This window comes from Priestia megaterium, assembly GCF_046599315.1.
In the GTDB taxonomy this organism is placed as follows: Bacteria; Bacillota; Bacilli; order Bacillales; family Bacillaceae_H; genus Priestia; species Priestia megaterium_F.
Window position 1 is genome coordinate 137,077 of sequence record NZ_JBKIKC010000002.1, and the last position, 13,798, is coordinate 150,874.

General features: G+C 35.4%; 12 protein-coding genes and 2 pseudogenes. 3 read left to right on the top strand and 11 right to left on the bottom strand.

The window, feature by feature from the left end:
- Nucleotides 1-104: 104 nt before the first annotated feature.
- The 5 genes from ACLHDF_RS08070 to ACLHDF_RS08090 all read right to left on the bottom strand — a co-directional run bounded on the left by ACLHDF_RS08070 (nucleotide 105) and on the right by ACLHDF_RS08090 (nucleotide 3,932).
- Complete coding sequence (locus ACLHDF_RS08070; protein WP_129707665.1) at nucleotides 105-329, bottom strand: hypothetical protein; 225 nt, start codon at nucleotides 327-329, stop codon at nucleotides 105-107.
- A 66-nt stretch (nucleotides 330-395) separates the two neighbouring features.
- Nucleotides 396-986, bottom strand: coding sequence for an HMA2 domain-containing protein (locus ACLHDF_RS08075; RefSeq protein ID WP_057242558.1), 591 nt, complete (start codon nucleotides 984-986; stop codon nucleotides 396-398).
- Nucleotides 958-3,072 (bottom strand): heavy metal translocating P-type ATPase, encoded by a 2,115-nt coding sequence (locus tag ACLHDF_RS08080; RefSeq protein ID WP_413918900.1) that lies wholly within the window; start codon nucleotides 3,070-3,072, stop codon nucleotides 958-960. The genes ACLHDF_RS08075 and ACLHDF_RS08080 overlap by 29 nt, the downstream gene beginning before the upstream one ends.
- Nucleotides 3,072-3,605, bottom strand: coding sequence for an HMA2 domain-containing protein (locus ACLHDF_RS08085; RefSeq protein WP_413918385.1), 534 nt, complete (start codon nucleotides 3,603-3,605; stop codon nucleotides 3,072-3,074). The genes ACLHDF_RS08080 and ACLHDF_RS08085 overlap by 1 nt, the downstream gene beginning before the upstream one ends.
- Nucleotides 3,606-3,623: 18 nt before the next feature.
- Nucleotides 3,624-3,932, bottom strand: coding sequence for an HMA2 domain-containing protein (locus tag ACLHDF_RS08090; protein ID WP_413918386.1), 309 nt, complete (start codon nucleotides 3,930-3,932; stop codon nucleotides 3,624-3,626).
- 236 nt (nucleotides 3,933-4,168) lie between these two features.
- Between ACLHDF_RS08090 and ACLHDF_RS08095 the strand changes: the two are divergent.
- The 3 genes and pseudogenes from ACLHDF_RS08095 to ACLHDF_RS08105 all read left to right on the top strand — a co-directional run bounded on the left by ACLHDF_RS08095 (nucleotide 4,169) and on the right by ACLHDF_RS08105 (nucleotide 6,472).
- A pseudogene (locus ACLHDF_RS08095) lies at nucleotides 4,169-5,155 on the top strand (permease).
- A gap of 79 nt (nucleotides 5,156-5,234) precedes the next feature.
- Nucleotides 5,235-6,133 (top strand): annotated as a pseudogene (locus tag ACLHDF_RS08100) (TIGR03943 family putative permease subunit).
- Between the two features lie 180 nt (nucleotides 6,134-6,313).
- Entirely contained in the window at nucleotides 6,314-6,472 is a 159-nt protein-coding gene (locus tag ACLHDF_RS08105; RefSeq protein WP_413918387.1) for an aspartyl-phosphate phosphatase Spo0E family protein, read from the top strand.
- A gap of 169 nt (nucleotides 6,473-6,641) precedes the next feature.
- Here ACLHDF_RS08105 and ACLHDF_RS08110 read toward each other — a convergent pair whose 3' ends face one another.
- The 6 genes from ACLHDF_RS08110 to nikA all read right to left on the bottom strand — a co-directional run bounded on the left by ACLHDF_RS08110 (nucleotide 6,642) and on the right by nikA (nucleotide 13,179).
- Nucleotides 6,642-7,958: an MATE family efflux transporter gene (locus ACLHDF_RS08110; protein WP_413918388.1), complete on the bottom strand. Its 1,317-nt coding sequence runs from the start codon at nucleotides 7,956-7,958 to the stop codon at nucleotides 6,642-6,644.
- A gap of 106 nt (nucleotides 7,959-8,064) precedes the next feature.
- A complete protein-coding gene (gene nikE / locus ACLHDF_RS08115; RefSeq protein ID WP_413918389.1) occupies nucleotides 8,065-8,886 on the bottom strand; it encodes a nickel import ATP-binding protein NikE in 822 nt (273 codons plus the stop codon).
- Nucleotides 8,887-8,918: 32 nt separating this feature from the next.
- Nucleotides 8,919-9,746, bottom strand: coding sequence for a nickel import ATP-binding protein NikD (gene nikD, locus ACLHDF_RS08120; protein ID WP_413918390.1), 828 nt, complete (start codon nucleotides 9,744-9,746; stop codon nucleotides 8,919-8,921).
- Between the two features lie 16 nt (nucleotides 9,747-9,762).
- Nucleotides 9,763-10,596, bottom strand: coding sequence for a nickel ABC transporter permease subunit NikC (nikC, locus tag ACLHDF_RS08125; RefSeq protein WP_413918391.1), 834 nt, complete (start codon nucleotides 10,594-10,596; stop codon nucleotides 9,763-9,765).
- Nucleotides 10,593-11,537, bottom strand: a complete 945-nt coding sequence (nikB, locus tag ACLHDF_RS08130) for a nickel ABC transporter permease subunit NikB (RefSeq protein WP_413918392.1) — start codon at nucleotides 11,535-11,537, stop codon at nucleotides 10,593-10,595. The genes nikC and nikB overlap by 4 nt, the downstream gene beginning before the upstream one ends.
- 16 nt (nucleotides 11,538-11,553) lie before the next feature.
- Nucleotides 11,554-13,179, bottom strand: a complete 1,626-nt coding sequence (gene nikA, locus ACLHDF_RS08135; protein ID WP_413918393.1) for a nickel ABC transporter substrate-binding protein — start codon at nucleotides 13,177-13,179, stop codon at nucleotides 11,554-11,556.
- Nucleotides 13,180-13,798: the final 619 nt, after the last annotated feature.

Consider the following 13,798-nt stretch of genomic DNA (forward strand, 5'->3'; position numbering starts at 1 on the left):
TTTAGCGCGTGGTAAATAAGCGTATCATCATTTAAAATGATTCCCTCATTATGAAATAAAAAGAGTGAGAGGTAGCCTGGAACTACCTCTCACTCTTTTTATTATTATTTTACTTGTAGCTCAGCAATCATATCTTCTAAACGCTCTTTCTGTGCTTGAAGCTCTTCCATAGAAGGTTGATAAGATGAAATAGCTTGTTGTCCACCATATGCCTGTTTAGGCTGGACTAGACGTTGTAGCTGACCACCATTTTGTTCATATAAACGATAACCTACTGCACCTACCACTGTTCCTGATACAAATCCCATTAGAAAATCGCGATTAATCATTATAAAACTCCCCCATAATCATAAGTTTTTTTATATCAATTCATACAAAGAGCATGAATGAATATCTTAAGTAATTGTAGATAACTTTTGTGATTGCACTTTCTGCTTTTCATGTAATAATTCCAACACATTCACAATCCATGTAATCATCGCTACATACAGCATATTTGATGGCCCTAGAGATAACATCGTAACAATTCCGGTTAAAATGTCTGGGTGCCTCATTTTATTACTTGTACCATGAGACAAGACCGTGTAACCTGTTGCGACTACTGCCCCATATACAAGTGCGTCTGGTTTATAAAAAGATGATTTTCGAATACCTGCTAGTAGAAGTAATCCACCAGAAAACAGTGTACGTAGCCAATCATTTCGTGTGGCAGGATCCATTTGAATCATAATATCATCTAGTGGATCTAAACGCGTTTGCTGAAAAAAAATAGATACATAACGAAAAATGGTATTGCGAGAAAGTTGTGAAACATCATAGTGAATAAGCATGGTTTGAATGGTGGGTTCTATTCTCACACTCGTTATACCTTTTAAAGCAGAAAACATATGCTCAATTTCCACATGATTTTTCTTATCTCTCAATGCTGGGATATGAAATCGAATACGACCTGGTATATCATGCAGAACGTAGAATTTGGGATTCATTGCTTTCCCTCCCTAACCATAAAATTCTTGCACTATTTATTACTACACCAATAGTGGCGGCATTATGAATAGCTGCTCCCACAATTGGAGAGAAGATACCTAAAGCACCGAATAAAATTGCAATACCATTAATAGCAAATGTGGCAATAAAATTTTGTTTAATAATGTTCATTGTCTTTCTAGACAATCCAACTAACTCGGAAAGCATCTCTGGGTTATCAGACGTAATGATAACGTCACTGGCTTCTGAAGCAATATCTGTTCGTTTAGCTCCCATCGTTACGCCTACATGGGCATGAGCTAGAGCTGGAGCATCATTAATGCCATCACCTACCATCATGACAGCCCCTGTTCTCCCATACCTTTTTACATAAAAGGCTTTATCTTCTGGCAAAGCCTCTGCATGATACCAGTTCAGTTTTAAGCGACACGCCATTTCTCTTGCAACCGTTCTCTTGTCTCCTGTGAGCATAATAATGTCGTTAATACCTTGATGACGGAGATTATGCACTGCGCGGTGCATACCAGAACGTATTTTGTCAAAAATGCTAACTACTCCTACAAGTGTTTGATCATAGGCTACATAAATCACATTTTCGTCGTTTTGTATTTGTTGAAGTAAGTCAGTTGTTTTAATCTTTAATTCATTCATAAAGCGTAAACTTCCAACAACAACTCTTTTACCATTTAACCAAGTGGAAATTCCTTTTCCTACCGTTGTTTCTACCTGAGCATTATTGTCTCTAATAGGAATTAAAATGTTCCAGTCTTTCGCTTGTTTCATAATTGCATCAGCAATAGGATGGGTGGAATTTTTCTCAGCTGCTGCAGCTAAGCGAATGACATCTTCTTGATTGAAGCCTTCAGCAGCAATCACTTGCTGAACCACAGGAGTTCCTTCTGTAATAGTTCCGGTCTTATCAAGAATGACTGTATTTAGTTTAGACATCTTTTCAATATGGTCACTGCCTTTAACAATAGCCCCTTCTTTTGCAGCGCGTCCAATTGATGCGTATAAAGCTGTTGCCGTTGATAATTTAATTCCGCAGATGAAATCAATAACTAACATACTCATAGCTCTGTTAAGATTTCGAGTTAAGACAAATGTTACTAGTGCCAAACCAAAAGAAACAGGCACCATTTTTTCAGCTACTGTATCCGCTATATTCTGAATAGGAGCGCGTTTATCTTGTGCTTCCTCTAACAGTTTCACAATTTTAGAAAGAGACGTATCCTTCCCTACTTTTTCAACTGTTACAGTAACATGTCCACTCTGCAAGACACTTCCAGCATACACGTTATCTCCACCACTTACCTCGCGTGGCATATACTCCCCCGTAATTGAAGCTTCATCTGCTGTACCGTTCCCGTCTATTATGATTCCATCCACAGGAATTTTTTCTCCAGTAAAAACAACAACCTGATCACCAACTTTAATATCCTCGACTAAAACCTTCTCCTCAATGCCCTTTTCCTTTACTCTCCAAGCATATGAGATATCTAATTTTAAAACGGAGTGAATATAATGCTTGGTTTGTTCAGACGTATAGTCTGTTAATAGCTCACTAATAGTAGACATCAAAGTAATAATTAAAGCCGATCCTGGATTCTTCATATACAAAGAAGCGAATATAGAAGCAGCTGTTAATGTATTGGCATTCCCTTTTCGTTCTTTTAGGACATGAACAACACCGTCTTTAATTACATCATAGGAAGTACTAATAGCAGTAAAGGTGCTAAGCCAATAGGAAAGTGCCTTTACTATTGCAGGATACGAGGAACGTTGAAGGTACCAGTTAACTAAAAAAATAGTTCCACAAGCTATGATGGGTATAGCCTTTTTCCATGAACATGCTGCTTGCTTGAGAGTATGTTTATATTTATAGATGAATGATTTTAGATTGTATAAAGAGAGAGTAATATGATGATAAATAAGTAGACTTCCGGTTACTTGATTATAGGTTGCAGAATATACTCCTGGAAAAGAGCGCAACCAAATTTCAATATGGCCTATTTCTAGCTGTTTAGGTATATAAAATCGGGTTCTTCCAGGAAGAGAATGAGCTACCTTTACCTTAAACATCATCACCTATTCTTTTCCCCCTTATCCTTAATGATGTTGTATGACCAATAAAGTAAGCTTGCAGAGAAAGCAGGCGCACTTCCAAACGTCTGAATTCCTTTTCCTAATAAAAATAGAACAAATAAACTATCAAAGTCAGCAAAACCATTGGTTTGCTTTTTAATCCCTTTATCTATAAATCCAAATGTATTTGTCAAGCCATTCATCAATGTAGCATCTTTATTTAAAATAGCGTTAGATGCTATTTGTACGATATAACTCATCAGTTCATCTAGCTCTTCCTGGTTAATATGAGGGACAACAAATTGAAGTACTAAACTTCCGGTTAGTTCTGAAGCTTTCGATGTTAGAATAAGAGGATGTTTTTTCACCTCTTCTGTTAGAGCATGTGCAATGATACGGTGCTTCCAACTGTCACATTGTATACGCAGACGACCCGGCATTGCATGTAATACTTTTATTTTTTGATCACGGAATTGAGACATAATTTTAGGGGCAATAAAAGATGCACCTAAACCGATTACAGTAGGAAGCATGTTCATTCCTCCCTTTCCTTAAGATCTATATTCTTCTTGATATATTCGCTCAATAAGTTGAAACCACTCTTCAATCTCTTTGTTATTTGTCATATGGGAAACATTATATGTAATAAGTAAACTCCCTGTATCTGGGGTAAATACCGCATCATAGACGAGGACTTGAGACTTTAAATTTAAAATAATTAGTTCAACTAGTTTTTTATTTTCTTTCCAAACAATTGATCGAAGTCTAATCCTTCCTGGAATGAAATGCACAAGATTAATTTGTAATTTATGTAACTTTCTTTCTACATACTTCATTAATACCTTCTCTTTAATACTCATCAATATCCAAATACCACCTATCATTTTTCTTTATTTTACCAACTTACGTATTTTATAACAATATAAGTATTAAAATATTGTAAATTTTATTACGCAAAAGTAAGCAATAAAACTCATATTTATAGTTATGTTATGGATAATTTAACCGTTATTATATTACCTCTTTTTGAATTATCTGCATAATTAGTTCAAACTCTAGCATATAGTTCTAGTAAATGGAGGTGGAACGATAGATTATGACAACTCTATCACAATTAAGTAAAGACCTAGTAAGTGTGTTATTACTACTGCTTTTTGGTTACTGTTTTTTCTTTGTTGATATAAATACGAAAGATTTAGCTATTCCAGCACCTTTATTGAATGTAAACTCAATTTTTTTAAGTATTGTACTTGAAGCTATCCCTTTTATCTTGCTTGGAGTATTTGCATCTGCTCTTATTCAAGTATTTGTCTCAAAAGAACTCATTCAACATCTGATTCCAAAAAATCCATATATTGCGCTTCTACCGGCTGTTTTAGTAAGTGCTCTTTTACCTGTTTGTGAATGTGCTATTATTCCCGTTATAAGAAGACTATTAAAAAAAGGAATGCCTCTTCATATTGGAGTTGTCATTCTAGTCGGAGCACCCATTTTAAATCCCGTTGTATTTGCCGCTACTTTTTATGCATTCCAGTCAAATACATCCATCGTCTACAGTCGTATGGGTCTGGCTGTTGTTGCTTGTCTGTTAATTGGCCTATCCGTTTATTTCTTTTTTTAAAATTCGAATCAGTTACGAAATGTACACGTTCACGAACATGAGGAAACAAACGTAGGTAATAAGTTAAAGCAAACGTTGTATCATGCTGGTGATGAATTTTTTGATATGGGCAAATACTTATTATTTGGTGCACTCGTAGCAAGCCTATTTCAAACCTTTTTAGATAGACAGCTGCTAACGAACCTTGCAAGCAATGACTATATGTCTTCTGCTGTTATGATGGGGTTTGCTTATGTACTGTCACTTTGTTCAGAAGCAGATGCTTTTGTTGCTTCATCTTTTTCTCATACATTTTCACCTACAGCTCTTCTTGCCTTTCTACTCTATGGACCTATGATGGATTTTAAAAACACTATTATGCTATTGTCCTTTTTTAAAAAACGCTTTGCATTTAGTCTGATTCTTATCATCACTGTGATTGTGTATCTTGTCGTCATGACTTATGGAATAGTTAGTAGATAGGAGAAGTGGTATGAAAAAAGTTGATCAGCAATTCGTTATCTATATAAGGGGAATATTACTAATTGGTTTCTCACTCCTTATGTTTAAACTCATATTAACAGATAAAATTGTTCAATTTGTTGCGCCTAAAATGATGCCTTTTATATTATTTTCTTCCGGTGCCTTTTTTTGTTGGGAATTATACAAATTTGGCGAAGTAGCGTAAATAAGGATCTAACTTGTGAATGCGGTCATGCTCATACGGAAAAAGGAAAAATTCGAACAACATTTATTTACTCTTTATTTCTATTACCTATTATGACGGGCTTTTTATTTTCTAATCACACACTTGATAGTTCGGTTGCAGTCAAAACAGGATTGAATTTTGCAGTTAACAAACCTGATGCTCAGCAACAACCCGCAGGTAATGACAAAATTGACACCACTAATTCAAAATTAGAAAGAGATACAAATGATTTATTATCTGGAAATTCAGAGGAAACACCAAAGAACGTTCCAACAAGACACCAAAATAGTATTGCTCCTAAAGTGGCACCTAAAGGTTTTTATGAATTACTTGAAAAGAAGCTACTCGAACAACCGAAAATTTCTATAAATGATACGGATTATATTCCAGTCATGAACATTATTGAAAACAACACAGATCAGTTTATTGGAAAGAAAATCGAGGTCAATGGCTTTGTATATCGTGAAAAAGGATTTAAAGATAATCAATTCGTTGTTGCTCGTTTTGGAATATTCTGTTGTGCAGCAGATGCATCTGTATACGGCTTATTGTCTACACTGGAAAATGCCTCAGCATTAAAAAAAGATACATGGGTGCATATAAATATAAAAGGAATAATACAAAAAACTACGTACAATGGAGAAGATGTCCCTTATATTCAGGTTCAACAGATTGAGTCCATTCATCAACCTGATAACCCATACGTATATGAACTTTATCAGGGTGAACAGCTCATAGGTCCAGGAGAATAAATCAGGTCTATGCTATCAGGACTCAGCCAAACGCAAATCATTCCTAGTGTTTAAATTGCAAGTGTTAATATTTTATTTAAACTCATTCATTTATATATATGGAAATGAATAACTGGAATCAATGGATGATTATATAGTTATATAGGTGAAGGTTCTAATCATATTTTGAAGAAAGCTTTGGTGGAGAAAATAGAAAGAGTCACAAAGCACATGAGTAGTTTAGCACTGAATGAAGGTTTTAAAAACAATAACACAACTTTTGTTAGTCAGTTTCTTAATAGATTATTAAATGAATTAAATAGAATTTCTACAGCGGATCAGTATTTAATTTATCCATAAATCAAAAAGCAACCTAACCTGAATGTTAATTGAGGTTAGGTTGCTTTTACTTAGTTATTGCTGAAAATTACGTTAGTAAGAATTGTAACAGATACTATACTCGACTCTATGAATACATTAATAAAACGGCTTCCTTGATAGTGAACCAAACTCATTTTGTTACAATTTTTTAGATCTCTTCTTTTAGCTGTAACAATTTTTTATTTAATCTGGGAGTGTACATAACTAGGAACCCTGATCGCCCGATAGTATAGATGATGAAAGCCAGCCATAGACCATGATTATGCCAGATAGGTGTTGCTGCAATCTGTATAATCATATAGACAATCATCGCGTAAATCATAGAATTTCGAACGGGGGCAATTTCAGTTGCTCCCGTAAAAACTCCATAAAGGACAAGACCAAAACAAGCAACAAACGGGTAGATTATAAGCCAAACTCCATATGTAAGGGAAAGTTCTATCACATTAGGCAGATTTGTAAAAAGCCTAATAACTTGCCCTTGAAAAAGTGCATATAAGCTAGCTATAATAACAGCTGTTATTACCGACCACTGTCTAGATAAAGTAAATATTTTTTTAAATAATGCTTTGTCATTTGATCCAACTGCTTTGCCAACCAGGATACTGGAAGCATTAGCAAAACCATCAAAGAAATAAGCCATTATGTAGTGAATTTGAAATAATACAGCATTTGCAGCTAGAAATTCTGTGCCAAACGAAGCACCTTTTGCTGTGAACATATTAATAACTATCAATAAACAAATAGTTCGAATAAACAAATCCTTGTTAACATTAAACATCCTCTTCATAGAATTGGCATCCATAAGTGCCTGAATTGACGGCATTTTCCATTTAAACGGAGATGCTTTCAAAATAATGAATAATCCTAATATGAAGGCTGTAATTTCAGCAATCAAGGTTGCTGTAGCGACTCCTTGTACATCAAAAGAAAAAACATGGACAAAAAGAATAGCTAAAAGCATATTTAAAACATTTGTTAGTATCTGTAAACATAAAGATTCTTTGATCTTAGCCATTCCCATTAACCAACCAAGAATCACATAGTTCATCAGTGTAAAGGGTGCTCCCCATATTCTAATTCTAAAATATTCTACTGCAAACCTACTTACATCAGCATCGGGAGAAATTACTAGGAGGGCTGCATGTTCAATCGGCCATTGTAAAAGAATAAAAAACATCCCCACTATTATGGCTAATAAAAATGGGCGGGATAAAGCAAGTACTCCCTGATCTGGATCGCTTGCCCCATTTGCTTGTGCGGCAAAGGCGGATGTACTAACTCTCAAAAAGCCAAATACCCAGTATAACGTATTAAAAATAAGAGTTCCTACCGCAACTCCTCCAATATAAGCTGGAGCTGGAAGTTGCCCGACTACAGCGGTATCCACCGCACCTAATAAGGGCGTAGTCATCGTTGAGATTGTCAGGGGAATCGCCAAAGTAAGATACGTACGATGATTCATCCAACTGTCCTCCTTTTGTCATTTTGAGTTAAACGTAAAAGCAATAGCCTCGATTACGTGGATGAAATCGAGGCCTTAAAATACATGGGTATAATATATCTTTAAATTAAATCTGATTGCTCCTTGTTCTAATCGAACGAAAACGCGGATGCTCGGCAAGTATAGAATCTCTCATCTCTTTTACCACAGGATTTTCTGAAGTAAAGAACTCATTCTTCGAATTATAATGTTCAATTAATTCTCCTTTTTCTAATACACCTAATGTATCACTAATCATACAAGCAGCTTTGATATCATGTGTAATAAAAAAATACGATAATCCAAAGTCTTCTTTTAACTCCCTTAATAGTTCTAGAATGATAGTTTGCGTAACCATGTCTAGACTGCTTACAGATTCGTCTAAGACAATGAGCTTTGGCTTAAGAGAGACTGCCCTTGCAATATTGATCCTTTGCAGCTGACCGCCACTAAATTGATGTGGATATTTTTTTAAGTCCTTTTCACCAAGCCCTACTCTTTCTAGTAATTCAATCACGGTTCGTTTTTGTTCAGCTAATGTTAATTTCTCATAGTTTTCTAACGGTTCTGCAATAATACGTTCAGCGGTCATTCGGGGATTGACTGCCGAGTATGAATCTTGAAAAACAACTTGAAGATCACGCCGAATTTTTTGGCGAGTATACTTATCTACAGTATAGATATCATGTCCCTGAAAGAGAATCTGTCCATGCTTTGGCCTTTCCAATCCAAGGATTACTTTTCCTAAGGTACTTTTACCGGCTCCACTCGTACCCAGCATTCCTAAGCATGTCCCTTCTTCAATAGAGAAGGAGATATCAGAAAGTACTTTCTTAGAACGATTTTGCCATTTAAAAAATGTTCGGGTTCCGTAGCTATGAGTGACTTCATTTACTTGTAATAAACTCACTTGTTCACCTCTTATAAAATGCTTTCCACATATCAAATTAAGTTGATCATAGGTTCCTCTAAATATAATGTTGGTCTTGCATCTAGTAGTTTCTTTGTATATTCGTGCTTTGGTGAATCAAATAGCTGAAATACACCTGCTTTTTCCACTATTTTTCCGTGCTGCATAACGGCTACTTCATCTGCCATTTCAGATACAACTCCTAGATCGTGGGATATTAATAAAATTGCTGAACCATATTCAGAACGAATTTTATCCAAATGACGTAGTACATTCTTCTGATTATTTACATCTAACGCAGTTGTTGGTTCATCAGCGATAATAATAGCTGGATGCAAGCTTGCTGCAATAGCAATCATTACTCGTTGAAGCATACCCCCACTCAGTTGAAAAGGATAGTATTTTAAAAGCTTGTCGGGGTCGGGCAAATTCACTTGTTGCATTGACTCAATGGCAAGCTCTGTTGCCTGTTTTTTATTCCAATGCGTATGAGAGCGAATAGTCTCAATAAATTGGTGTCCAACAGTAAAAACTGGCGTAAAAGCATTCATCGGATTTTGCATAATAAAGGCTATATCTTTGCCACGAATCTTACGCATTTCTTTTTCAGCTAAACCATTTAATTCTTGTCCTTTTAGCATTATACTCCCTTCAATTGTTGTTTCCTTACGGTTAAGAAGCTGAAGGATGGACATACTTGTGACGGTTTTACCACAACCACTTTCACCAATAAGACCAAGAATCTCCCCAGGCTTCAGTTCAAAATTTATATCTTGAACAAGAGTTGTAACACCATTTTTTGTTTTTAGTTGAACATGTAAATCTCTAACTTGTAACACTTTTGACTTTTCTGTTCCCAACTTTCTTCATTCCTTTTCAAAATCGACGTTTGACACCGTAACGTTCCGATAACGCTTCGCCTAATAGATTGAATGTAACAATAACAAGCATAATAGACAAACCTGGATAAAGCATCAGTTCCGGATTCGTCCGAATATATGATTTCCCTTCGTGAATCATTGCTCCCCATTCAGGTGTAGGAGACTGAACGCCTAATCCTAGAAACGACATAGCAGATATATCCATGATAGCCCACCCCATTTCCAATGTACCCATTACGACAAGCGGGGGTAACACATTTGGGATAATATGATTTTTAATGATCTTCCATTGAGAAGAACCACTGATCTTCGCAGCAGAGATGAAGTTCTGCTCTTTCAAACTAAGGACCATTCCTCGGAACATTCTCGCGTAATAAACCCATTGTACAAGCATCAGCGCTAAGATTACTTGTGGCAGTCCAGGTCCAAATATACCAACCAATCCTAGTACAAGGATAAGGCTTGGAAAAGCCATAACACCATCGCAAAATCTCATTAAAACATGATCGATCCAGCCACCTTTATAACCTGAAAAAGTTCCCATAATTAAACCAATTGCTAATGATGAAATGAAAATAAGTATAGCAAAACCTAATGAGATGCGTGCTCCATATAAAATACGTGACAAGTTACATCTTCCTAAATGATCGGTTCCTAATGGGAAATCCCAGCTTGGAGGCTGCAATTTGTAAGCTAAATTGACGGCAATGGGATCATTTGGTGTAATCAAAGGGGCCAATATGGCGATGATAAAAAGAATACCTAATATCGTTGAACATATGGGAATTACTTTTTGACTTTTAAATATCGTACGTATACTTGTTATCATCGATGTTGTCCTTCTTTCTTGGAAATACGTGGGTCTATATACATTTGAACTATATCTACAATTAAATTACTCAAAATAAACAAACTAGCTGCTATTAGCACGTAGCATTGTATAACAGGTATATCACGATTAAAAATAGCTTCAATGAAATAACGGCCAAATCCAGGCCAAGAAAAAACCGATTCAACGATAATTGTACCCGTAAGTAATTTTCCAAGATTCATTCCAAGCCCAGTTATCATTGGAGAAATGGCAATTCTCAAAACATGTTTTGTCATAATCGTTTTTTCTTTAAGTCCTCTAGTTCGAGCAAATAGCACATATGGTTGTTGCAAGTTTTCAAGAACACTGGCACGTAACAATCTTGTATACATTGCTATTAAAGGAAGAGCTAGCGTAATGGAAGGCAGTACAAGATGCTGCCATGTTCCGATCCCCTCTACTGGAAAAAGATTAAGTTTAACAGAAAAGAAAAACACCAGTATATAGCCCAGCCAAAAAGTTGGAATAGACGCACCAAAAAAGGAAAGTAAACGACTAAAGTGATCAATAAAGCTGCCTTTCTTTACTCCCGCCATAAATCCAAGAGGCACGCTGACAAACACCGCTATTAATATACTTGCTATAGCTAGTTGGACGGTAGCTGGTATTCGATATATTACTTCATTCCAAACTGGCTTATTTGAAACATAAGATATGCCAAAATCAAGTTGGCATATCTTCATAATAGAGTTTACATATTGAACAAAGAATGGCTGATCTAAACCAAACTCATGTCTTTTTTGAGCCAAAATCTCATCAGTTGGCTGGATATGTGCTGCCGTTAAATAAGCTTCAGCTGGATCTACCGGTGAAAGGTGGATCATTCCAGTCGTGAGAAGTGCAGCCAAAAGAAAAACTGGAATGATGGACATAATTCGTTTCAGTATATAATTGCCCATGAAAACCTCCTGCTATTTACTGTTTGATGCTAATTCCTGTGAATGGATTTTCGTCACGATTAGCAGGGAAATTAAAGTTTGTTACATTTTTTTGATAAATGGCTGTTTTCTTAATATAAGAAACAGGAATAATAGCTCCTTGGTCTTGCAGTGACTTTAAAATAGACGAATAAAGCTGTTGACGTTCTTTTTCATCTGTTGTTTGAGGAACCTTCGCCATTTGTTTGATTAATTCATCTTTATTTGGATATGCTGAAATAGCTTCATTAAACCCAAACCCTTTTGATGCGACAATGTTTAAAAATGTATGAGGATCGTAAGGAGCCCCATAATTACTAAAGAAATTAATATCAAATTTATTATCTTTAAATCTCTGGACTTGATCTGCTAATTCAACTCCCACAATGTTTAATCTTACTCCAATTGCCGCCCACTCAGATTGAAGAGTTTCCGCCATTGCTTTCTGGATGGATTCTGCTGAATCATACATTAGCTCAATTTCGAGTAACTTTCCATCCTTTTCACGAACTGTTTTTCCTTTAGGAAGTTTCCATCCCGCTTTGTCTAATAATGTCTTTGCTTTTTCTACATCATACCCTACCGGCTTAGCATCAACATTTTTAGTGTAAGGTAAATTTGTAGGTAAGATATGGTCTGCTTTCTCTTCTAAACCTGAAGTAACTCCTTCAACCATTGCATCTTTGTTAAAACCATAATGTAGCGCTTGACGTACACGTTCATCTGAAAGCTGTTCTGTTTTTGTATTCATAACAAGCTGTCTTGTCGCAATTGGTTCAGAAACGCTAGTTTTATATTTTCCAGTAGACTTTAATTGCTTAAACGTATCTAGACTGATAACTCCTTCTCCATAAATCATGTCCAAATCACCTTTTTCAAATGCCAGTACTCTCGTTTCCGCATCCGGAATAACTTTCACTTTGATTTTTTCTACTTTTGGAATCTCACCCCAATAATTTTCATTGCGTTTGTAAATAGCATATTCGTCAGCTTTGTACTTTTCTAAAATCCATGGACCTGTACCTACAGGCTTAACAATACCCTTTGAAGTATCACCATCTTTAGGAAAACCAGCTTCACCCAAGAAACGAACTGGCCGGACTACAGCTAGCTCTTGAATTGTCGGGTAATATGGTTCAGTCAATGTTAATTTAAAAGTATTTTCATCCACTACTTCTGTTTGAGCTATTTTCGTAATAAAACCTAACCAACTATGTAATTCAGCATTATTCAAAATAGTGTCAAAATTCTTTTTAACAATTTCCGCATTAAAATCTGTTCCATCGGAAAATTTCACATCTTGACGCAGATGAAACGTATATACTTTACCATCGTCAGAGATTTCCCATGACTTAGCTAGATTCGGTTTTATCTTGCCTCCAGCTTGATAGCTTACTAATGGTTCATACACCATAGATTGAGCAAATAATTGTGAAGGGTTGTAGACGTGTGGGTTCATTTCCCCTACATCCCTCGGCCAAGCAATCGTTATCATATTATCATGTTTGCCTTTCGACGTTGATTCCTCATTATTAGTATTTGAACAACCAACTAATAATGTTGACAAAATTAAAATAAATACAAAAATTAACTTAATATTCAGAATACTATTCCTCTTCGACATAACGGTGTCTCCTCCTACTTGATGTTGATAATCGTTTTCAATTGTAAGCAGGATCTCCATTCTTGTCAATGTAATATTGCAACTTTATCCCCAAAATAATTTACATGTTATTAATTAATGGGACATTCTTTTGTAAGATAAATAAATAGTGCAATAGTTATAGCGTTATCTATAATTCGTGTATACATAATTATTATGGAAAAACGCTATATCTTGTTTCGAATGGTGTAGAAATAACATAAGAAGGCGTTTAAGATGTATGCTTGATGTAGTACGACCTCTTTTCAAAAATAATTACAAAAACGTGCCTTTGATACATAATGGTTTGTTTTATTAGAATTTCTTTAACATCCTTTATGTGAACTAAAAAAAGAAAACCTCTTATATTTGAGAGGTTTTCTTTTTTAGATATCAAGGGTGTAATCGCTTATTACTTACATATCATTTAATATATTTGTAGATATTCATTATAACCTATCCAGTCATTTCGATAAAGCATAAATGAAAACGATTACTAAATATTTAAATTGAGGTCACTTTCTATTTTTTCTTCTTACAAGCTAATAATCTGCTTTCCAGCTTACGTATCCACTTATAACATCCTAACACAACCAATAGG

Bases quoted from the DNA above. Each gene is read 5' to 3' on its own strand.
- ACLHDF_RS08070 (WP_129707665.1), bottom strand. From the start codon at position 329: ATGATTAATCGCGATTTTCTAATGGGATTTGTATCAGGAACAGTGGTA.
- ACLHDF_RS08075 (WP_057242558.1), bottom strand. From the start codon at position 986: ATGAATCCCAAATTCTACGTTCTGCATGATATACCAGGTCGTATTCGA.
- ACLHDF_RS08080 (WP_413918900.1), bottom strand. From the start codon at position 3,072: ATGATGTTTAAGGTAAAGGTAGCTCATTCTCTTCCTGGAAGAACCCGA.
- ACLHDF_RS08085 (WP_413918385.1), bottom strand. From the start codon at position 3,605: ATGCTTCCTACTGTAATCGGTTTAGGTGCATCTTTTATTGCCCCTAAA.
- ACLHDF_RS08090 (WP_413918386.1), bottom strand. From the start codon at position 3,932: ATGAGTATTAAAGAGAAGGTATTAATGAAGTATGTAGAAAGAAAGTTA.
- ACLHDF_RS08110 (WP_413918388.1), bottom strand. From the start codon at position 7,958: ATGAATCATCGTACGTATCTTACTTTGGCGATTCCCCTGACAATCTCA.
- nikC (WP_413918391.1), bottom strand. From the start codon at position 10,596: ATGATAACAAGTATACGTACGATATTTAAAAGTCAAAAAGTAATTCCC.
- nikB (WP_413918392.1), bottom strand. From the start codon at position 11,537: ATGGGCAATTATATACTGAAACGAATTATGTCCATCATTCCAGTTTTT.
- nikA (WP_413918393.1), bottom strand. From the start codon at position 13,179: ATGTCGAAGAGGAATAGTATTCTGAATATTAAGTTAATTTTTGTATTT.